This window comes from Adlercreutzia equolifaciens (genome assembly GCF_029076695.1).
Lineage (GTDB): Bacteria > Actinomycetota > Coriobacteriia > Coriobacteriales > Eggerthellaceae > Adlercreutzia > Adlercreutzia equolifaciens_A.
The window spans coordinates 1,028,494-1,050,179 of record NZ_JARFIK010000001.1; the positions used below are offsets into that span (position 1 = coordinate 1,028,494).

The 21,686-nt window shown below is 62.0% G+C and carries 16 protein-coding genes; 7 read left to right on the plus strand and 9 right to left on the minus strand.

Annotation, left to right across the window (positions count from 1 at the left end; translation table 11 throughout):
• Positions 1–6 precede the first annotated feature (6 nt).
• From PZH32_RS04080 to PZH32_RS04090, 3 genes are all read right to left on the minus strand, one after another.
• Positions 7–1,218, minus strand: coding sequence for an acetate/propionate family kinase (locus PZH32_RS04080; protein ID WP_275206374.1), 1,212 nt, complete (start codon positions 1,216–1,218; stop codon positions 7–9).
• A gap of 105 nt (positions 1,219–1,323) precedes the next feature.
• A complete protein-coding gene (locus PZH32_RS04085; RefSeq protein ID WP_275206376.1) occupies positions 1,324–2,715 on the minus strand; it encodes a TrpB-like pyridoxal phosphate-dependent enzyme in 1,392 nt (463 codons plus the stop codon).
• A gap of 405 nt (positions 2,716–3,120) precedes the next feature.
• A complete protein-coding gene (locus PZH32_RS04090) occupies positions 3,121–4,431 on the minus strand; it encodes an NCS2 family permease (RefSeq protein WP_275206378.1) in 1,311 nt (436 codons plus the stop codon).
• 116 nt (positions 4,432–4,547) lie between these two features.
• Between PZH32_RS04090 and PZH32_RS04095 the strand changes: the two genes are divergently transcribed.
• The gene (locus PZH32_RS04095) at positions 4,548–5,078 is read left to right on the plus strand and encodes an adenine phosphoribosyltransferase (protein ID WP_275206379.1); all 531 of its coding nucleotides are present in this window, start codon (positions 4,548–4,550) and stop codon (positions 5,076–5,078) included.
• Here PZH32_RS04095 and PZH32_RS04100 read toward each other — a convergent pair.
• A complete protein-coding gene (locus PZH32_RS04100; RefSeq protein WP_275206380.1) occupies positions 5,075–6,616 on the minus strand; it encodes an APC family permease in 1,542 nt (513 codons plus the stop codon). The genes PZH32_RS04095 and PZH32_RS04100 overlap by 4 nt on opposite strands.
• A gap of 223 nt (positions 6,617–6,839) precedes the next feature.
• Positions 6,840–8,606 carry a pectate lyase-like adhesive domain-containing protein gene (locus tag PZH32_RS04105; RefSeq protein ID WP_275206381.1) on the minus strand — a complete coding sequence of 589 codons (1,767 nt, stop codon included), beginning with the start codon at positions 8,604–8,606 and terminating at the stop codon, positions 6,840–6,842.
• A 284-nt stretch (positions 8,607–8,890) separates the two neighbouring features.
• Here PZH32_RS04105 and PZH32_RS04110 point away from each other — a divergent pair, with 284 nt between their 5' ends.
• On the plus strand, positions 8,891–10,801 hold the full coding sequence (locus PZH32_RS04110) for a fructose-1,6-bisphosphatase (RefSeq protein ID WP_275206382.1): 1,911 nt from the start codon (positions 8,891–8,893) through the stop codon (positions 10,799–10,801).
• Here PZH32_RS04110 and PZH32_RS04115 read toward each other — a convergent pair whose 3' ends face one another.
• Positions 10,802–11,452: a putative ABC transporter permease gene (locus PZH32_RS04115; protein ID WP_275206383.1), complete on the minus strand. Its 651-nt coding sequence runs from the start codon at positions 11,450–11,452 to the stop codon at positions 10,802–10,804. It lies immediately after the preceding gene.
• 277 nt (positions 11,453–11,729) lie between these two features.
• Here PZH32_RS04115 and PZH32_RS04120 point away from each other — a divergent pair, with 277 nt between their 5' ends.
• On the plus strand, positions 11,730–12,773 hold the full coding sequence (locus PZH32_RS04120) for a deoxyguanosinetriphosphate triphosphohydrolase (protein WP_275206384.1): 1,044 nt from the start codon (positions 11,730–11,732) through the stop codon (positions 12,771–12,773).
• A gap of 86 nt (positions 12,774–12,859) precedes the next feature.
• On the opposite strand, the gene PZH32_RS04125 is transcribed toward PZH32_RS04120, so the two are convergent.
• Complete coding sequence (locus PZH32_RS04125; RefSeq protein WP_275206385.1) at positions 12,860–13,798, minus strand: 3-hydroxyacyl-CoA dehydrogenase; 939 nt, start codon at positions 13,796–13,798, stop codon at positions 12,860–12,862.
• 385 nt (positions 13,799–14,183) lie between these two features.
• On the opposite strand from PZH32_RS04125, the gene PZH32_RS04130 reads away from it, so the two are divergent.
• The 4 genes from PZH32_RS04130 (at position 14,184) to PZH32_RS04145 (ending at position 19,102) form a co-directional block, all read left to right on the plus strand.
• Entirely contained in the window at positions 14,184–16,034 is a 1,851-nt protein-coding gene (locus PZH32_RS04130; protein ID WP_275206386.1) for a flavocytochrome c, read from the plus strand.
• 66 nt (positions 16,035–16,100) lie between these two features.
• Positions 16,101–16,895 carry a ZIP family metal transporter gene (locus tag PZH32_RS04135; RefSeq protein ID WP_275206387.1) on the plus strand — a complete coding sequence of 265 codons (795 nt, stop codon included), beginning with the start codon at positions 16,101–16,103 and terminating at the stop codon, positions 16,893–16,895.
• Positions 16,896–17,058: 163 nt separating this feature from the next.
• Positions 17,059–18,888 (plus strand): ABC transporter ATP-binding protein, encoded by a 1,830-nt coding sequence (locus tag PZH32_RS04140; RefSeq protein ID WP_275206388.1) that lies wholly within the window; start codon positions 17,059–17,061, stop codon positions 18,886–18,888.
• Positions 18,866–19,102 carry a hypothetical protein gene (locus PZH32_RS04145; RefSeq protein WP_275206389.1) on the plus strand — a complete coding sequence of 79 codons (237 nt, stop codon included), beginning with the start codon at positions 18,866–18,868 and terminating at the stop codon, positions 19,100–19,102. The genes PZH32_RS04140 and PZH32_RS04145 overlap by 23 nt, the downstream gene beginning before the upstream one ends.
• A gap of 89 nt (positions 19,103–19,191) precedes the next feature.
• Here PZH32_RS04145 and PZH32_RS04150 read toward each other — a convergent pair whose 3' ends face one another.
• Positions 19,192–20,724, minus strand: coding sequence for an APC family permease (locus PZH32_RS04150; RefSeq protein ID WP_275206390.1), 1,533 nt, complete (start codon positions 20,722–20,724; stop codon positions 19,192–19,194).
• Between the two features lie 185 nt (positions 20,725–20,909).
• The gene (locus PZH32_RS04155; protein ID WP_275206392.1) at positions 20,910–21,662 is read right to left on the minus strand and encodes an SDR family NAD(P)-dependent oxidoreductase; all 753 of its coding nucleotides are present in this window, start codon (positions 21,660–21,662) and stop codon (positions 20,910–20,912) included.
• Between the last annotated feature and the right edge of the window lie 24 nt (positions 21,663–21,686).

Below are 21,686 nucleotides of genomic sequence, written 5' to 3' on the forward strand. Positions count from 1 at the left end.
TTCTCCCTACCGTTGGCTGACCAGGTTGTCGGTTTCGCGGGCGATGCGCATTTCCTCATCAGTGGTGACGACGCAAATCTTGATGGGGGAGTCGTCGATGGAGACAATGCGGTTCACGCCAATCTGACCGGTCACGTTGTTGCGCTCGTGGTCGAGGATCATGCCCATGTGGGCCAGGCCCGAGAAGATGCGCTCGCGCAGCTCGGCGGAGTTCTCGCCAATGCCGGCGGTCATAACCACCGCATCGGTGCGCGTCATGGCCGCATAGTAGCCGCCGATAGTTTTCTGCACGCGGTACACGTACATATCGATGGCCAGCTCTGCCAGTTCGTTGCCGGCATCGGCGGCCTCCAGCACGTCGCGCATGTCGGCCGACACGCCGGACACGCCCAAAATGCCGCTCTGCTTGTTCAGGATGGCGTCCATCTCGTCGAAGGACTTGTGCTCGCGGCGCATGAGATACGTGACAATAGCCGGGTCGATGGAGCCCGATCGCGTGCCCATCATGAGGCCCTCCAGCGGCGTGAAGCCCATGGAGGTGTCAATGGACTTGCCATGGTTCACGGCGGTGATGGAGCCGCCGTTGCCCAGATGGCAGGTGATCAGGCCCAAGTCGCGCAGAGGGCGCCCAAGGAGGTTCGCAGCCTGCTGGGCAGCGTAGCGGTGGCTGGTGCCGTGGGCGCCGTAGCGGCGGATGCGGTAGGTGTCGTAGTACTCGCGCGGCAGCGGGTACATGTAGGCCTTCGGGGGCATGGTGGCGTGGAAGGCGGTGTCGAATACGGCTACTTGGGGAACGTCGGGCATGAGCTCGCGCATCATGTCGATGCAGGCGTCGGCCGGCGGGTTGTGCAGCGGGGCCAGCTCTTCGCAGATGGTCAACTTCTCGCGGGCGTCCTCGTCGATGACCACCGACTTCGTGAAGTATTCGCCGCCAGCCACAATGCGGTTGCCGATGGCGTCGATTTGGTTGAGCCCGCTGATGGGGGACTCGGGGTCGTCGACCAGCACTTCCAGAAGCTTCGCGAGGCATTCCGCCACGGTAAGGTTCGCCACATTGTAGGTGACCTTCTGGAAATCGGGGGCGAAGGACACGTTCATGTACGCTTCGGGCGTGCCCACTTTCTCGGCCAGGCACTTCATCAGCGCCACCTTGCCGTCGGTTTCAATAAGCTGGCTTTTCAGCGACGAGCTGCCGGCGTTCACTACCAAAACGATCATGGGCCCTCCTTGGGGTCGTGCCTTCGCGGTAGGGCTATTGTCGCCTACCGCGAAGGCATTGGGGGCGAAAACATTGGGATTGGTGTCCCGTTGTTGCAATGCTCCTTACTGGACGCCGGGAATGGAAGGGATAGTGGCGAAGCCGGCCTCCAGCTCCTCTTCCGTGGGAATGTGGTCGCTCATCTCGCCCTTGTTGAAGGCGTCGTAGGCGTACATGTCGAAATAGCCGGTGCCCGTCAGGCCGAACAGGATCACTTTCTCCTCGCCGGTTTCAGCGCACCGCTTCGCCTCCTCCATGGCCACGTAGATGGCGTGGGCGCTTTCGGGGGCCGGCAGAATGGTTTCCAGGCGGGCGAACTCCTCGGCCGCAGCGAACACGTCGGTCTGCTTCACGGCGCGTGCGTCCAGGTAGCCGTCGTGCTTGAGCTTCGAGATGATGGGGCTCATGCCGTGGTAGCGTAGGCCGCCGGCGTGATCGGGGCTGGGCAAGAAGCCGTTGCCCAGGGTGTACATCTTGCACAGCGGGCAGGTTTGGCCCGTGTCGGCGAAGTCATAGGCGTAGCGGCCGCGCGTCAGGCTGGGGCAGCTGGCCGGTTCCACGGCAATGAACTGCGTGTCGGGCTTCTCGCCGCGCAGCTTGTCGCGCATGAAGGGGGCAATGAGGCCGGCCAGGTTGCTGCCGCCGCCGGCGCAGCCGATGACGATGTCGGGGTATTCGCCCAGCTCTTCCAGGGCGGCGTAGCTTTCCAGGCCGATGATCGACTGGTGCAGGCACACCTGGTTGAGCACGCTGCCCAGCTGGTAGCGACCCTTGTTGTCGGGCACGTTCAGGGCGCGTTCCACCGCTTCGGAGATGGCGGTGCCCAAAGAGCCCGTGGAGTCGGGGTTATCGGCCAGCATCTTGCGCCCCACCTCGGTGGTGTCGGAAGGCGAGGGGGTGACGGTGGCGTTGAAGGTCTCCATAATGTTGCGGCGGAAGGGCTTTTGGTTGTAGGAGCACTTCACCATGAACACATCCAGGTCAAGGCCGTAGTGCGCGGCGGCCTCGGACAGGGCGGTGCCCCACTGGCCGGCGCCGGTCTCGGTGGTGATGTTGGTCAGGTCCTGCTCCTTGGCATAGTAGGCCTGGGCCAGGGCCGAATTCAGCTTGTGCGAGCCCGAGGTGTTGTTGCCCTCGAACTTGTAGTAGATCTTCGCCGGGGTGTTCAGGGCGCGTTCCAAATTGTAGGCACGGCACAGGGGCGAGGGACGGTACACCTTGTACATTTCGCGCACGCCTTCGGGAATGTCAACGTAGGCCGTCTCGTCGTCAAGCTCCTGGGCCACCAGGGCATCGCAGAACACCGGCGCGATGTCGCCCGCCTCGGCTACCTTGCCGTTGGGCAAGCGCATGGGCTCGGGCGGCTCGGGCATATCGGCGCGCAGGTTGTACCACTGAGTGGGAATCTGGTCCTCGCGCAGGTACAGGCGGTAGGGCGCGGTGGCGGTGTCGGTCATGACAGGTCCTTTCTGTGCGGCCGCCCTCGGGCGGCGGGTTAGGGAGGGGCATCGCAGATTCCCACGGTGCTTTCTTGGGTGCCCTGGCTGCTTCGCGCCGCATCATCCCCGGCACGAAAAAGGGCCCCTCGGATTACCGAGGGGCCCTAAGCATGCGCAGGGAAGCTATCGATAATCCGACCTATATTCGCTTGTTCCACCACCACGCAGCAACGCAGGACACCGCCGTTGCGGTGGCCTTCAAAGCGTATGCCTTCTGGTTGAACAAGGTTTCTCCTATCGGTTATCGATGAGGTGCACTATAGCAGACTTTGACGCGTTGCCAAGGGAGCGGTTTGCGCGAATGGCATCAAGCGGTAACAAAGAGGCTCTACGAAGGACGCGAGGATTCTTCCCATGAGCCCGCTACACGAACAGGAACATGCACAGGAAGGCGGCGGCGGCCACCCACATGAGGGGCTTGATATCGCGGGTCTGGCGACGCGCCACCATCAGCAGCACGTAGGCGATGAAGCCCAGGCCTATGCCGTTGGTGATGGAGTACGTAAACGGGATGCCCACAATGATAAGGAACGCCGGGAAGGCCACCTCGGGGGTGTGCCAGTTGATGGAGCCCACTTCCGACATGATGAGGAAGCCCACCACCACCAGGGCGCCGCAGGTGGCGGCGCCGGTAACCATGCCGAACAGCGGCGAAAGGAAGGCGCAGATGATGAACAGCAGACCTACGACGAGGTTCGAAAAGCCCGTTCGCGCGCCGGCCGCCACGCCCGAGGCGGACTCGAGGAAGCACGTGATGGAGCTGGCGCCGAAGAAACCGCCAACAATGGCCGCGGTGGAGTCGACGGTGAGGATGGCCTTGATGTCCTTCACGTCGCCATTTTCATCGATGAAGTCACCTTCTTTGGCAATGGCCACGGCGGTACCCAGCGTGTCGAAGAAGTCGCTCATGAGCAAACTGAACACGAACAGCCACAGGGCCGGTTGCAAAATAACCTGCACGATGGCCATGGTGCCGTCCACCTCCTGGAAGGGGGCGGCGAAGGCAGAGAAGTCCAGGCCCAGGCTCCAGGATGTGGGCACGGGGGTAACGCCCAGGGGCAGGCCCACTACCACGGCCACGATAATGGAAATAAGCAACGCGCCGGGCACCTGCATGAAGGTGAGGATAACCGCCGAGGCCAAAGCCACAATGGCCACAATGGCAGTGGGGTCGGTGAGGGAGCCCAGGGCAATATAGGTGGAGTCGTCGGCAACGATGAGGCCGGCGCCTTTCAGGCCGATGAAGGTGATGAGCAGGCCGATGCCGATGCCGATGGCCTGGCGCAGATCGAGGGGAATGGCGTCCATGACGGCCTTGCGCAAGCCGCCGAGCACGAGTCCCAAGATAACGACGCCCTCCAGCATGACCACGGCCATGGCCACGCGCCAGTCGATGCCCAAAGAGCCGCACATGCCGTAGGCCACCACGGCGTTAATGCCCATGCCCGAGGCCAGGGCAATGGGACGGTTGGCGAAGATACCCATGGCAATGGTGGCCACGGCCGCGCCGAAGCAGGTGGCGGTGAGGGCCGCCTCGAAGGGAATACCGGCGTCGGCCAAGATGGCGGGGTTGACGGCCACAATGTAGGCCATGGCCAGGAAGGTGGTCAGACCGCCGATAACCTCGGTGCGCACCGATGAGCCGCGCTGCTTGATCTTGAAGAACTCCTCCATGAACGCTCCTGTTCCCTTGGGTGGCGTGATGGGGCTTATTGTAGCGTGTTTCTTGTTGCCCTGGCGTAATTTACCGCTTTGCGGGACAATGGAATCCCATACAGAAAGGATGTCCCATGGCCCGTCGCTATGAAGAACTGATTATCGATATCCCTGATTACCCCGAGCCAGGAGTGGTGTTCAAGGACATCACGCCGGTGCTGGCCGACGCCGAGGCTTTCGCCGCCGTCGTGGATGATCTGGCGGCTGCTTTCGCCGACGCGGGCATTACCAAGGTGGTCGGCGCCGAGGCCCGCGGCTTTCTGTTCGGCGCGGCCGTAGCCTACAAGCTGGGTGCTGGCTTCGTGCCTGCCCGCAAGCCGGGCAAACTGCCCCGGGCCACCATTAGCGAGGACTACGAGTTGGAGTACGGCACGAACTCCCTTGAGCTGCACGAGGACGCCCTTTCCGCCGACGATGTGGTGCTCATTGTGGACGATCTCATTGCCACGGGCGGCACCGCGGTGGCCATGGTGAAGCTGGTGGAGCGTACTGGTGCGCGCCTGGCGGGCTTGGCCTTCTTCATGGAGCTGGCCTTCCTGAACCCGCGTCCGCTGCTTGCCGAGGTAACCGACGCCGAGGTACTCTCGCTGGTGAAAGTGGCCTAGAAGAACAGCACGTTCATCAGCAGGTTCAGCACGAAAAGCCCTGCCACAATCACAACGAATAATCCGATGCGCCGTCCGTCGCCAGGGGCCAGACCCGTGCTCTCGTCAACGGGATGCTCTGCGGGATGATCGACGGTCAGACCGCCGTACAGCCGCTTGAACACCACGTAGGCCGCCACGCCCGAGGCCAGGAAAAGCACCGTGGACAGGAAATTTCCCAAGGGGCTCAAGCACAGGGCGAAGGTGGCAATGCCGCAGGCCAGCACCGAGTACACCACCACGCCCACCTTGCCGCCCTTGATGAAATAGCAGTCGCGCGGGCGCTCAGCCACGGGGTATAGCTTGCGCAGCTTCATGACAATGAACCCCAGGAACATATAGCGGGCCAGAATGAACACGATGTTCATCTCGATGATGGCCACGAAGTCGAACTGTGAGAAGATCAACGACGAAATGGCAATGGTGAGCACGCCCACGTAAGGGCTGCGGCCTCCCTTGTCCACCTTGCGAATGAACTTGGGGAAGAGGTTGTCCTCGGAGAGCACCCAGAACGAGCGAGATCCCGAGGCCAGGTAGGTATTGTAGATAGTGCATTGGCTCATAATGGCAATGACCAGGAACAATACTACGCCGGAATGGCCCAGCACCATGGAGAAGATGGTGCCGTACCCTAGCACGTCGGCGCTGAAGCCCCCATCGATGCCCCACTGGGTCCAGGAACCGGCCGGGTAGGCGGCCAGGCAGGCCAGGGTGGGCAGAATGTAGGACAGGGCGATGAGCGGCAGGGCAATGCGGAACCCGCGGGCCACGTTGTGCGAGGAGTCCTCGTACTCGCCGGACATGGCGGCGATGCACTCGTAGCCGCAGTACATCCAAATGCCCAAGCTGATGGAGGCGGCAATGCACTGCATGGGCGCCTCGGGCATGGCGAAGACGGGATCGAAGGGATTGGTCTGCCAGTTCATGAAGCCGAAGACGGCCGCCATGCCGAACACAATGATGATGAGCACCGAGAAGAACGAGCTGATGCGCTCCACTTCGACAAGGCCGACCAGATTGATGACGGTAAAGCTGGCCACCACCAAAAGCTTCACGCCGAACGTGCCGGCATCATCCAGCGAGAGCAGCTGCGAGGTGTAGCCGCCCACCATGGCAATGTAGGCTCCCGAAGAAATGTAGGTGTCCATGGAAGTCCACCAGCCGGCTTGGAAGCCCCAGAATTCCCCGAAGGTTTCCTTGGCCCAGGCGTAGATGCCGCCCTCCCGGGGAAGGATGGCGTTGGCCTCGGCCACGAGGCGGCTAATGGGACGCGCCCAAACGATGGGCAGCACAATGAGAATGATAAGGGTGAGGCCTGGGCCGGCGGCGGGAATGATTTCCTCGATGCCGAAAGCACCGGCAGAAACAAGACAGAAGAGCATGAAGGCGATGCCAAGAGCGCTGATTTTGCTTTTGCGCAGATGCCCGATGGAGCCTTCGGGCGCAGAAGGGGGAAAGAGATCGCGTTCCGCGAGGGGAACCTCTTCATTCTCGCGCAAAATCAACCACCCCTCTCATAGCTCATCTGGCGACAAGAGTGCAGTGTATCCCATAAAGTCGCCCAGGGCGAGAACATTTTTCGGGAGCAAGAAGCGCCAGGAGGGCAGCCGCAGGGGAGGCGATGGGGACGTCGGTGAGAAAAAGACGAGGCAGATGCACAAAAACGGCGCGTCGACGAGCGACGCGCCGTGGAAAGAAACGCAGAGCGGCGAAGAGAGGAGGTTAATCGTTCGCGCGCTTGCGGTGAATAAGCGAGGCGCCGGCTACCAGAGCCGCGGCCAGGGCCAAACCGCCCACGGTCACCATGGTTTGGGTGAGGGGGTCGCCGGTCTGAGGCACGGAAGCGTAGCGGCTGCCGCTGGCGCTACGGGTGGTCGACGAGGAGTGCGAGGGCTGGTCGGTGTCGGTGGAAGCGTCGGCGTTGGCATCGGCATCACCGGAATCGTCGGCATCGCTGGCATGAATGTTGGTGCCACCGTTGTGGACGAAGGGGTTATCGGCGGGCTCGTCGGTATCCGCGGGGGTGTCCGGGGAAGTGGGCTCGTCGTCGGGATCGGTCTGGGTGCCCGTGTCCGTTGTGCCAGGGGTGTCGGGGTCGGTAGGCGTCCCAGGAGTGTCGGGATCCGTGGAGGTACCGGGCTGATCAGGCGTGCTGGGATCGGTGGAGGTGCCGGGCTGATCGGGCTGGGTGCCCGGGTTGACCGGCTGGTCAGGGTTAACCGGCTGGTCGGGAGTTACCGGCTTGTCCGGCGTAGTGGGCTGATCGGGATCGGTGCTCGGCGTGACCTTGCTGACGGTGAAGGGGGCATCGCTGTCGCCGCCTGTGCGCTGCTCGGTGTAGCCCTCGGGGGCATAGGGAGCGACGTCCTTGTTCCAGCTACCGCCCGTGACTACCAGGTTCGTGCCGTCGCCCGGGTCGGCAGGATCGGCGGTGGGGTCGAAGAGGCTGCCTTCCAGCTGATAGGTGCCGTCCGTGGCATTGATGGTGCTGGTCTGGCCATTGCCATTGGCAAGAATGCTGTTCTTGCCCACACCCTTGACGGTGGTGCCGGTGCCCAGGGTGACGTTGTCGTTCTTGGCCGGCGCCCCGTCAGGGCTCGGATAGCTTGAATACAAGAAGGCTGCCTGGGGAGTGGCGGGCTCGGCGTCGTCGGCCTCGGTGGTGATGGTGGAGTCGGTGACGTTGACGTCAATGTTGTCGCAGCCTTGGAACACCACGGTGCCGAAGACGTTCGTGTCGCCGGCGATGCCCTTGCTAGTGAGCACCGAGCCGTTGGAAATGGTGACCTTCGATCCCGAGGAGCCAGCCGAGCTGTCGGGACCCTTCATGTACAGGGCGCCATAGCCACTGATGGTGCTATGGTCGATGGTAAGGTCGACGGGGTTGAACGTGATGATGCCGTAGCCGGCCTTCGAGGCGGTCAGCGTGCTGTTGTCGATGGTCACTTGGGTAGTTTGCGGCGTGTTGCCGCCGATGGTGAGCACCTGGGTGTTGCCGGCGCCCGTTGCGGTGAGCGTGACATTATCAAGGCGCAGGCTCTTGTAGCCATCGCGGGCAGAGACGACGCGTCCGTAGGCGTCGGGGTTCGTGACGGTGAGGTTTTTCAGCACGAAGGCGGCGCTGCTGCTCTCGTCGTCGCCGCCGTATAGATAGAGGCCGCGATTGTGAACCGTGAGCGTGTGGCCGCCGCCGTCGAGGGTGACGCCCTTTTCGATAGAGAGGGTATCGCTTACCTCTTGATCGGCAAGCAAGGTGATAGTGGCGCCGTCGGGGGCAGCCGCGGCGGCCTCCTCCAGGGTGCCGTAGTCGGTGGTGGTGCCATCGGGGGCAACTACTTGGACCAGGGCCGTGGGGGCCGGGTCGGTTTCGGTGCCTGCTTCGGTGGAGCTATCGTCGGTGGCGAAGGCGGTGGCCGGTACCAGGTACAGTGCCAGCAGCACCGAGGCAATCACCGATGTTGCCTTGGTTAACTTCTTCTGTTTCCTCATAACTCTCACTTCTTTCGCCTCGAGGGGAGCCGTGGCCCGGTGGTGCCGACAAGCACAAGAAACAACGAGGTCGCGGGATGAATAAAACCTTAGCAACCAGATCGGCGATAGCGGGGTGCGTGAAGGAGTTATTGAGAAAGTGTGCAACGCCCGAAACCTGTCAGTAAAACTGCCCTCCTTCTCGTTGAATGCCCGTATCGCGGGCGTTACGAACCGCTACAATGAAGCGAGTTCATTCGTTCGGCGCGCCGCAGAAGGTCGCCGCTTGTGCAAGGAGGATGCCCGTGAGCGCATTGGAAACGGCGCAGCGTCAGCTGCTGGCAGAGAGCTACCCCACGCGATCCGAGGCCGTGGCCGCCTTGGTCGAACTGGAGGCCACCTGCGCCCTGCCGCGTGGTACCGAGTTGTTCGCCTCGGATATTCACGGCGAGTTCAACGCTTTCTCCCATGTGCTGCGCGGAGGTTCGGGCGCGGTGCGCCAGCTGGTACACGACACGTTCGGCCATCAGCTTTCTGCCGACGAGAAGGCCGAGCTGCTGAGTTTCATCCTCTATCCCCGTGAGAAGTGCGCCTTTGTAGAGGCTGAGCGCGGCAACTTGGAGGCCTATCTGGCAGATCAGGTCCCCCTGGTGGTGGCGGTGGCGCGGCGGGCGGCGGCCGCGACGTCCCTGGACGCCGTATGCGCGCTCATCCCTGAGTCCTTTGCACTTATCGAGGAGCTGATTGCCGCCGAGCCGGCCGATGCGGCGAAGCGCGCCTATTGCTCGGCTCTTGTGGCCGGGTATCTGGAGGCCGGCGAGGGAGTGGCCCTGGCCGAAGCGTTGGGAACGCTTGTGCAGCACCTGATGGTAAACCAGCTGCATTTGGTGGGCGACGTGTACGACCGCGGTCCGGCGCCTCAGCTTATCATGGAGGAGCTGCTGACGTTCCCCAACGTGGACGTGCAGTGGGGCAACCATGACATCCTGTGGATGGGCGCGGCGCTGGGGCAGCCGGGCAGCGTGGCCAACGTGGTGCGCATCTGCGCCCGCTACGGCAACTTGAACATTTTGGAGGACGCCTACGGTATCAATTTGCGCCCGCTGGCCGCCTTCGCCGCCGAAGCCTATGCCGACGACCCCTGTGCCGCCTTCGGGCTTAAAGACCGCACGGGACTTACGGATGCCGAAGCGGCGCTGACCGAGAAGATCCAGAAGGCTATGGCCATCATTCAGTTCAAGGTGGAGGCGCAGCTCATTGCCGAGAATCCCAGCTTTGGCCTGGAGGACCGCAATCTGCTGCACCTGGTGGACCGCGAGCGCGGCACCGTGGTGGTCGATGGCGTGGAGTACGAACTGATCGACACCGTCTTTCCCACGGTGGACTGGGAGGATCCCTATCAGCTCACCCCCGGCGAACAAGCAGTTATCGAGCAGCTGTGCGCCGCGTTCCAAAACAGCGAGAAGCTCCAGCGCCATATGGGCTTTTTCCTGGAGCACGGCAGCCTGTACAAAATTGAGAACGGCAACTTGCTGCTCCATGCCTGCGTGCCGCTGAACGCCGACGGATCGCTCATGGAGGTGACCCTGTTCGGCGAGACATACCGTGGCAAGAGCCTCTACGACATGGTGGATCGCTGCGTTCGCGAGGCCTTCGAGGCAGAAGGCGAGGCGCGCAAACGCGGTCTCGATATGCTGTGGTACCTGTGGCTCGGCCCTGGCTCGCCCCTCTTCGCCAAAAGCAAGATGGCCACGTTCGAGCTGTACCTCATTGCCGACAAGGCGGCGCGCAAAGAGGTGAAGAACGCCTTCTACTCGCTGCTCGACAATGCGGTGGTGGTGGATGGTATCTTCGAGGATTTCGGCATGGATCCGGCTACCTCGCGCATTGTGTGCGGCCATGTGCCGGTCAAGGCAAAGGACGGCGAGGACCCGGTGAAGGCCGACGGACGCGTGCTGTGCATCGATGGCGGCTTCTCGGCGGCGTACCAGAAGACTACGGGCTTGGCGGGCTATACGCTGGTGTCCAATGCCGAGGGACTGTTCCTGGACGCCAATACACCGCTCGCGTCGCGGGATGCTGCGGTGAAGGATAACGCCGACATTGTGGCGGACCGTCGGGTCCTCGAGCGCTATCCGCGTCCGGCTACCGTAGCCGATACCGACGAGGGGGCCGCGCTCCAGGCTCGCGCCGCGCTTATTGCCAGCTTGCTGTAGCTAGTACTTCTCCCACAGGGCCAATTCCAGGTAGGATGCCAGACAGCACAGACCGAAGCCGATAATGATCAGGGCGAACACGATGTTGGCCACCCGCGGGCGCAGGTGCATGAAGCCCTCGCACACCAGGGGGAAGACCACCCATACGTAGAGCATGGATACCAGACCGATGAAGAAGTCGTTCACCAGCCATGCTTGGCCGAGCACATTGCCCGGCAGTTGAGAGTTGTCCCAGAAGGGGTATTCGCCGGTGATGGGGTCGGGCTGGTTCACCAGCAGCCCCATGACCAGCTCGAGCACCATGGCAATGAGAATGGCCGCCACAAAGCATTCCAGGAAGGCGCCCCACAGGGTTTTGCGGCGCATGATGAAGTGCTCCTTCAAAGGCTCGATGAGCAGCGTCATGAACACGGCGCCGAAACCGTAGACCCAGTAGGGGTGGTACCAGGGATCGCTCCAGACGGCGTAGTCGGCATCCACAATGCCGAAGAACTTGTCCATGAAGAAGCAGTAGGGCATTTCCAGCCAGTGGCCGATAATGCAGCACAGGCAGAAGCACACGGCCAGGGCACGCCAAAACTCCCAGGTCTTGGGTGCGAAATAGCCGATCTCGTCCTGCTCCGTTACCTTGTGAATCCTCAGGAATGCCATGGGAGTCTCTTTAGTCTCGAAACGTTCAGTGACTTCAGCCTACCCTGCCCACCCCGCGGGGTGCGCGGCAATTAGTAAGGCTTTAACTCACCGTTGATTCGTTGTTGCCGAACGAGGGCATTCCGCCGGCGTCCGGGGCGGCTGTTCCCGAAGGCGAAGGGGCGGGGCAGGAGTCGATGCACCGTTACCTTTGACGGCGGTCGCAGGGCCTCTTGTTTGCTACACTGGGAGAACAACGGCTCTGCTCGGGCGGGGCCCTGCAGGGAAGGACGCTGCTATGCGCGTGATCGATCGGGAATACCAGGAAGAGCGGGAGCGCCGTGAGCTTTCCCCGGATGCGGCGGGGGCGGCCGACACGGAGGGGCGTGAGCGGTCGACGGACCCCGATGTGCTGCGCACCGATTACCAGCGCGATCGCGATAAAATCCTGCACTCGAAGTCGTTTCGGCGCCTCTCCCATAAAACCCAGGTTTTTCTCGCCTCGGAAGGCGATCACTTCCGCACCCGTTTGACCCATACCCTTGAGGTGGCCCAAATAGCCCGCACTATTACGCGCGCCCTGGGGCTCAACGAGGATTTGACTGAGGCCATTTCCCTTGGTCACGATTTGGGCCACACGCCCTTCGGCCATACCGGTGAGGCGGCGCTCAGCGCCTCGTTGGCGCGGCATCGGGGTATTGATCCCGCTTCGCCGCGAGCCCAGGCGCTCTATCGCCACAACGAGCAGAGCGTGCGCGTGGTGGAGCGCATCGAGAACGGGGGCGCCGGGCTCAATCTTACGGCCGAGGTGCGCGACGGCATCCTCAACCATACGGGCAATCTGCGGGCCGAAACCCTGGAGGGACGCATTGTGGGCACCGCCGACCGCATTGCCTACGTGAATCACGATATCGACGACGCTATTCGCGCCGGTATTCTGAGCGAGGCCGATTTGCCCGAAACCACCCATCGGGTGCTGGGGGCCAACCATTCGGCGCGCATCGAGCGTTTGGTGTGGGACATGGTGGACACGTCGGCCGCTACGGGTGATATTGCCATGAGTCCCGAGGTGTGGGACGCCATGATGGAGCTGCGATCCTTCCTCTTTGCCAACGTGTACACGGCGCCGGTGGTCATGGCCGAGGTGGACAAGGCTACTCACCTGCTGAGCGACTTGTTCGACTACTATGTTGAGCATATCGACGAGGTGCCCGAGGACTATCGCTCCATTTCCGAGGGCGACGACTTGCGTGCAGTGACCGACTACATTGCCGGCATGACCGATCGCTACGCCACGGCCACCTACCAGCGGCTTTTCATTCCCCACGCGCTTTCTTACTAGGGCGTGGCCCGAAGAGCGGGCCCAGAAGCAAAAAGCCCGGAGCTTTTGGCTTCCGGGCTTTATCGGTGGCGTTTGGGGTGGTGCGACTAGTTGTATTTGTAGAAGCCCTCGCCGGCGTTCACGCCGGTCTTGCCGGCGTCGATGTAGCTTTTCAGGGTGGCGGCAATTTTGCCGGCGATGCTGTCGGGGTTGGCGGCATCGGGGCTGGCGGCCACAATGTTGTAAGCGGTGGTCAGGCCCACAATGTCCAGGATGCGGAAGGGGCCCAAGGGGGCGCCGGTGCCCAGCATCCAGGCCTTGTCGATAGTCTCCACGTCGGCAACGCCGTTGGCGAGCAGGGCCTCGGCGGAATTGAGGAACGGCACCAGCATGGAGTTCAGCAGGTAGCCCGGCTGCTCCTTCTTCAGCTCCAGGGGAATCATGCCGATGGCACGGGCGAACTGCACCACGGCCTGGTAGGCCTCGGGACTGGTGGCGGGCTGACCCATAACCTCGGCCGTGTTGTTCTGCCAGATGTTGTTGGCGAAGTGCAGGGCCAGGAACTTGTCGGGGCGGTCGGTGTAGCCCACGATGGCGCTGGGCAGCAGCGTGGAGGAGTTCGTGCAGACGATGGTGCGCTCGGGCATATGCGGGCAGGCCTCGGCGTAGAAGGCCTCCTTTTCCGTGAGCACTTCGGCGATGGCCTCGATGACCAGATCGGCATCGTTGAAGGCCTCGTCGTAGCTGCAGGTGAGCTTGATGGAGTCACAGGCGGTGTCCACCTGGGCAATAAGCTCGTCAATCTTCTCGGCGGGCACGTCGGCGGAGTCGGTTAGGCCGCGGCACCAAGCCGCCGGATTCGTCTTCAGGGCCTCCAGGGTGCTTTTGTAAATGCCGCGCAAGCGCTCGAGCTTCGGCTTCGCGCGCTCGATCGAACCTTCGCTGCGCAGCCAAATGGTGACATCGAAACCTTTGTAGGCGCTTTGCAGGGCAATCTGGCTGCCCAGCACGCCGCCGCCGGCAACAGTAACCTTCTGAATATCCATGGACGCTCCTTTCGTGAGGATAAAGTAGGGCTCCAGCCTAAGCCTGCGTCCTAGCATAGAAGAAAATCTCCAAAGGTTCGTTTCAGGAAGGTTACCTTCGGGGAAGGGGGAGACGGCTCGCAACAGCGAGACGGAGCTCGGTGCGAATATTGACGCCTCGTCTGTCAGATGACCCTCTGGTCACGCCCGAGCAACGGTTCGGGGCGGGTCCGTTGCAAGTTGGCGACCTCCTCTGTGGAGGTCCTATGATGAAGTCATCGGAAAGGTGCGAATTAGGGGGAAGGGACGTTCCCGAAAGGTAACCAGAAGTGACCAGCAGTTTTGACCGCGGCTGCTTCAGCACCCGTCTCCCTTCGCGTAGAGGCGTTGCTTTAGGAGGCACATCATGAAACGCTACTCTCGTCGTCAGTTCCTCACCGGTGGTGCCGTTGCTGCTTTGGGCGGAACCATGCTGCTTGCGGGGTGCGCGCCGATGACCGAGAAGGAGGCTGCCGAGAAAAAGAAGGAGCAGGCAGCAGCTACGGACAAGAATTCCGAAGGCTCGGTAACCGCCATTGGCCAGGGCATGGGCAAGCACGGCAACTTCGATGTCGAAGTTTCCATGAAGGACGGCGCCATCGACCGCATTACCGTCTTGGATTCGCGCGAGACGCCGGGCATGGGGGACGTGGCCATGGACAAGATGACCAAGGCCATTATCGACAATCAAACTCTCGATGTGGACACCATCAGCGGTGCCACCCTGTCCTCCATGGCGTTTCTGACAGCCGTGGGCAGTGCCCTGGATACGCTGGGCGAAGACACCGAGGACTGGAAGCATCGCGAGCCGGCGCAGTGGGTGAACGATGTTGAGCTGCCCGACAAGGCCGATGTGGTGGTCATCGGCGCTGGCGGCGCTGGCTTTGCCGCGGCTATTACGGCCGCCAACGAGGGCAAGAGCGTCGTGCTGCTGGACAAGATGGGCGTCTATGGCGGCGACACGGCCCTGTCCGGCGGCGAGATGGCCGTTCCCGGCAATTGGATTCAGGTAACCCAGGGCGTGAAGGACTCGCCCGAGGGCTTGGTAACCGACATGCTGGTCGGTGGCGATAACAAGGGCGATCCGGAGCTGGTGACCATCATCGCCAACGGCGCCCTGGACTCCGCCAACTGGCTGACCTACGAGGGTGGCATCTCCTGGAAGCACGACCTCATGCAGTTCGGCGGCCACAGCATCAAGCGCTCCATCATCCCCATTACCCATTCGGGCTCCGAGATGACCACGAAGCTGACCAACCGCGCCAACGAAATCGAAAACCTGGTGCTCATTGGCGATATGAAGGCGGAGGAGCTCATCCGCGAGAAGAACGGCGCCGTGACGGGCGTGAAGGTGCTCGATCAGCAAACCGGCGAGGAGAAGACCATCGCCTGCAACGCCGTGGTGCTGACCACGGGCGGCTTCGGCTCCAACATCGAAATGCGTATGAAGTACAACCCCGAAATGGACGAGAAGATCCTGTCCACCGACTCGGTGGCGGCCCAGGGCGATGGCATCGTCATGGCCGAGAAGATCGGCGCCGACACCATCGACATGGAATACATCCAAACCTATCCAGTGTGCGACCCTGAAACCGGCGCGCTGCTGTACGTGGGCGATGTGCGTTTGGAGAACTACGGCATCTTGGTCAACAAGGAGGGCAAGCGTTTCGTGGAGGAGCTTGAGCGTCGTGACGTTATCTCCAACGGTATCAAGGCCCAAACGGACGGCGTCGGCTATCTGCTGTTCGATCAGAAGGCTGCCGACAACACCGGCCTGATCAAGACTCATGCCGACGAGTACGAGAACAGCGAGTCCCGCGGCGTCATCGTAAAGGCCGACACGCTTGACGAAGTGGCCAAGGCCCAGGGCGTCGATCCTGAGGCGTTGAAGAAAACCGTCGAGCAGTGGAACGAGTACTGCAAGAAGGGCAGCGATCCGGACTTCCACTATAGCGGCGAAGAAATGAACACCATCGAGGAAGGCCCCTACTACCTGATGGCCTGCAAGCCCGCTGTGCACTACACCATGGGCGGTCTGCATATCACCCCCGAGGCCGAGGTGCTCGACAAGGATGGCAAGCCCATTGCGGCCCTGTACGCCGCCGGCGAGGTGGCCGGCCACAAGATGGGCACGAACCGCTTGGGCTCCTGCTCGATGACCGATATCTACACGTTCGGCCGCATTGCCGGCAAGAACGCCGCCCATTACAAGGCATAATGTCATGAAGGAGCGGGCCGGGGGCGTAGCTCCCGGCCCGTTTTGCTGTTTCTGGAAGGGAAGATCATGGAACCTGCTGTAGCGACTGCGTTAGCCATTGCGCTTATCGTGCCGTTTTTGGGCAACACCGTGGGTGCGTCGCTGGTGCTGTTTTTGCGCCGCGGCATGTCCGAGCGCTTCACGAAGGCGCTGCTCGGCTTTGCCGCCGGTGTCATGATTGCCGCTAGCGTGTGGAGCCTGATCATTCCTTCGCTGGAGGCCGCCGAAGGCGGTCCGATTCCTGCCTGGGTTCCCGCTACCGTGGGATTTTTGGGCGGTATGCTTTTGCTGCTGGTCATCGACCACTTTACGCCTCATTTGCACGTGGGCTCCGATGAGCCGGAAGGCGCTCCTTCAACGCTTAAGAAGCCCACGATGATGCTCATGGCCCTGGCCATTCACAACCTGCCCGAGGGCATGGCAGTTGGCGTGGTACTCGCGGGCTTTTTGGCCGGCGACCCCACCATTACCCTGGCCTCGGTGACGGCGCTGTCCATCGGCATTGCCATTCAGAACGTGCCCGAGGGGGCCATCGTTTCGCTGCCGCTCACTTCGACGGGTATTTCTCGCGCCCGTGCTTTCGTGATGGGCACGGGCTGCGGTGCCGTTGAACCGGTGGGCGCGGTGCTCATGCTGGCCATCACGGGTTTGGCTACGCCGCTTCTGCCCTACGTACTGGCCTTCGCCGCCGGTGCCATGATGTACGTGGTGGTGGAAGAGCTCATTCCCCAGACGCAGATGGGACACCATACCAACATCGGCACCATCGGCGTGGCCCTGGGCTTCGTGCTCATGATGGTGCTCGACGTGGCGCTAGGGTAGAGCTCTGCCGGTGGGGCAAATTATCAGGCGGTAAAGCCCCCTCATGGTTCTTGCGGCTGCGGATCGGCGCAGGCCCACTGGCGAATTGACGGCATTCTTATTATGCTCGGTGGAGTATTATGCGTGCAAAAGCATGCAGAAGAACACAGAGGGGGAGCGGAAGATGAGCCAAGCCGACGAAGTGCTGAAGGAGACCCATGCCGAGGTATCGGCAAAGCGCGTCTGGTCGCGTTTCATCAGCTATTACGGTCCCTATAAAGCGCTCTTCTTCGGCGATTTGCTGGCGGCGGTGGTGCTGGCCGCCATCGATTTGGCCTTTCCGCAATTCCTCAACTTCTTTACCAGGGAGTTCTTCCTGGAGAGCCCCTCGGTGATTTTGTCGAGCCTCGGCCTTATTGCGCTGATGTTCGTAGCGCTGTACCTGCTGCGCACGGGCTGTCAGGTGTTCATCACCTATCAGGGCCACGTGATGGGTGCCTATATGGAGGCGGACATGCGCCGCGATCTGTTCAGCCAATATCAGCGCCTGTCGTTCAGCTACTACGATCGGCACAATACCGGCGCTATGATGGCGAAGGTAACGTCCGACCTGTTCGATATCTCGGAGCTGGCTCACCATGGTCCCGAGAACCTGTTTATCTGCACGCTGAAAATCGTCGGATCCTTTGTATTGCTGTTCATGATCAATGGGCCGCTGACGGCCATTATGCTGGCGGCAACGGTGATCATGGCGGCGCTTTCGTTCTACTTGAATTATCGCCGTCGTACGGTGTTCCGCGAGAATCGCGAGCGCATGGCCGGCATCAACGCCACAGTCCAGGACTCGTTGGGCGGCATTCGGGTGGTGAAGTCCTTCGGCGGCGAGGCGGCTGAAGAGGAGAAGTTCCGCGACGCCAACGAGGCGTTCCTGGATACGAAGAAGCGCTCCTACCGGTTCATGGGGGCTTTCCACGGTATGAGCTCGCTTTTTATGGGGCTGTTGTACACGGTAACCATTGTGGGCGGCGGCTACTTCGTGGCCCAGGGCACCTTGCAAGTAACCGACCTGGCCATATACGCCCTGTACATTGGCATCTTCTTCGCTCCCATCGAGCAGCTTATCAACTTCACCGAGACGCTTCAGAAAGGCTATGCGGGCTTCCGCCGCTTCATGGAGGTGTTGGAGGAGCATCCCGATGTAGCGAACCGTCCAGGGGCGCGCAGCCTTGCCGAAGCGGATCCCGGCGAGCGCGGGCATGTGGAATATCACGACGTATTCTTTGCCTACAACCAGGAAGAGCCAGTGCTGCGCGGCCTTTCGCTTGATATTCCCGCTGGCGCCACAGTGGCGCTGGTGGGCCCATCGGGCGGCGGAAAGACCACTACCTGCTCACTCCTGCCGCGCTTCTACGACGTGGACCGTGGTGCCATCACCATCGACGGCGTCGATATTCGCGAGGTGACGGTGGAATCGCTGCGCGAGGCCATCGGCATTGTTCAGCAGGACGTGTACCTGTTCGGCGGCACGGTGCGCGAAAACATTGCCTACGGTCGGGCCGATGCCACTGATGAGGAAATCGAGCAAGCGGCTCGAGCGGCCAACGCTTACGACTTCATTATGGAGCTTCCCCAGGGTTTCGATACCCTGGTGGGTGAGCGCGGAGCGCGCTTGTCGGGCGGACAGAAGCAGCGTATCGCCATCGCCCGCGTGTTTCTGCGCAACCCGCATATTCTGATTCTTGACGAAGCCACCAGCGCCCTGGACAATGAAAGCGAGCACGCGGTGCAGGAGTCTCTGGCCGCCTTGTCTCGCGGCCGGACCACCTTGATTATCGCCCATCGCCTGTCCACCATCCGCAACGCTCAGCTGATTGCCGTGGTGGACGAAGGGCGCGTGGTAGAGCTGGGCAGCCACGAAGAACTGCTGGCCGAAGGCGGTACCTACGCGCGCTATTATCGCATGCAATTCGGGGAGGAAAAGGAGACCGATGATGGAGAGGGGATTAGCCAGTAAAAGCCAAGTCTTCTGTCTTACCTACGGCGGCTTCAACGGTCATGATGGATCGGGGCACTTAATGTGCGTTGATGCTGGAGCTCGCAGCTATCGCGCGAACACAGCGCTTTTGGTGGCTTTCGATATTGAAGGGACGCCAGGCTACTACGATGGCGGATTGTTTGCCTTTGTGCTGGGTGTGGCGGCCCAGGATGCTGTGGCCCACTTAGCATAAAAAGACGGCGATCGGCTCGTGCCGGATCGCCGTCCAAGAGTTTCTTTCTGGGCAGTCGCTTCCCCCTCCGCGGCTGCCCTCTCTTTTGCTTATCCCGTTACGAGCGGTACCAGGTACAGCAGTGCTACGATGGCGCAGGCCACGGCTACCACGATTTTCCAGATGCGATACTCGCGGTCCATCTTTGCGGCTTCGGCGGCGGCGGGCACCTCATCGGCGCCCGGGAGCGCCTCGGCTACCGATACCGGGGTTGGCTTGCCGTAGCGGGCCTGGCATACGTAGAACACCACTAGTCCCAGTATGCACCATACCGCGCCCACCACCAGAGGCTCCGTGCCCAGCTGACTCATCATGACCGCATAAATGACGATGGAGACGGGCACCCCCACGGCAACTCCCGGCACGCGGAAGGGGCGCGCAAGGTCGGGCATGCGCCGGCGCAAACCCCAGGCGGCAGCAATGCCAATGATGTAGTAGAACAGATCGGCGAACAGCGAGAGCGATGCGATGAAATCGAGGGTGCTGGTGGCCACCAACAGGATGGACAGTGCGCCCAAAGTGATAATGGCCACGTAGGGCGTGCGGAAACGCGGGTGTACTTTTGCGAACGCGCGGGGCATGGCACCATCGCGGGCCATGGTGAACAGGTAGCGCGGCGGCACGGCAATGGAGGCGTTCAGCGTGGAGAAGTCGCCGCCAAAGGCCACGCCCAGCGCAAGCAGCAGCAGCGGAAAGCCCAGGATGCCCGCCGACATCATGGCTTCGGCGTAGGGAGCCGACGCATCGGCCAGGGCCGGAATGGCGTCGATGGGCGTGATCCCCACGAGGAACCATTGGAACGCGCCGTTCACGGCAAAGATGATGAAGGGAGCCAGCTTCAAGGCGCGGGGAATGTTGATGGAGGGGTAGCGAATCTCCTCGCCCATGCCGCAGCACGTTTCGAAGCCGGCGAAGCACCACCAGATCATGGCCACAGCCGCGATGAATCCGAAGGCGTCCATGGAGCCCAGGAACTCCGGTGCCGTGACGAAGACAGGCAGGCTCACATTGGGGATCATGGTGAGGAACCAGATGGCGGCCACGCCCCAGAAGAAGAACATAAAGCCGTTCTGCAGGCGCCCCGTGATCTTCACGCCGGCCACGTTGGTGACGATGAACAGCAGGAGTGCCAGACAGGCCAGAGCCACGTCGGGAATAGGCAGCTCAACGCCCACGGCTAAGAAGATGGTCTTGAAGTAGTAGGCGAAGGCCAGCGCCTCGCCGCCGGTGACGGCCACGAGCGAGATGATGAAGTTCCAGCCCGCCAGCATGCCGAAAGGACGACCCAGGCCGAGGCCTGCATACTGATACGTGCCGCCAGCATAGGGGAGCGCCGCGCCCATCTCGCCGTAGAGCAGCGCCGGGTAGATGGACACGAGCATGGCCACCAGGGTGGCCACGATAACTGACGGTCCCATGATGCCCACAATGTTGCCGCCCGTGGTGAACAGCCCCACACCGATGACGGTACCTACGGTGATGGTGATGGCCTCACGCAGGCCGAATTGGCGCTTCAGTATGGGCTGGCCGGCTGCGCCTTGGGCGGCAGCCATTTCGTCGGCGTTTTCGTAGGGCGCGCTCATGGGTAGCTCCTTGTCGTTGGGGTTGTGCGCGTCTTGCGAGGAGCCTGGGGTGCTGCTCGCAAGACGTGGCACCGATATTGACGGTGCGTCTGAAACTATAGTGCTCTACTGTACTAAAGTAAAGAAGTGAAAAAGAAGCCCGCCATAAGCGGCGGGCTGGAAGGTCGCGCGGAGCCGATTGGTCCTTACGGGCGGGACAGGCCGTCCACGGGCAGCACGGCGCCGGAGATGTAGTCGGCCATGTCCGAGGCCAGGAACAGGTAGGCGTTCGCGATGTCCTCGGGCTCGCCCATGCGGCCCAGCGGAATGGACTCGATGAGGGGCTTGATAACGGACTCGGGCAGCGCGTCCACCATGTCGGTGTGGGTGACGCCCGGGGCCACGGCGTTCACGCGAATGCGATGACGCGCCAGCTCGCGGGCCAGCGACAGCGTGAGGCCGTTCACGGCGAACTTCGAGGTGGGGTAGGCCGAGCCCGAGGGCTGGCCGTGCTTGCCCACCATGGAGCTGGTGTTGATGATGGCGCCGCCCTCGCCCTGCTCGATCATGAGACGTGCCGCCGCCTGGCTGCACACGAACACGGCGATGACGTTCAAGTCCATGACCTTCTCGAACTCTTCCAGCGTGTAGTCCACCAGCGGCGTGCGCGAGCTGATGCCGGCGTTGTTGCACAGCACGTCGATGCGGCCGAAACGGGCCACCACGGCGTCAAAGGCTTCCTTGACGGAATCGGGGTCGGTGAGCTTCGGGGCAATGCCCATGACGTTGTCGGCCAGGCCCTCTTCGGCCAGTTTCGCCAGTGCCTCGTCCACGGTTTCCTGGCGCGAGCCGGCCAGGGCCACCTTGGCGCCGTTCTTCAGGAATTCCTTGGCGATGGTGTAGCCAATACCGCGCGTGCCGCCGGTAACAACGGCCACTTTACCTTCTACAATGCCCATAAGGTCAGTCCTTTCGATTGAAAA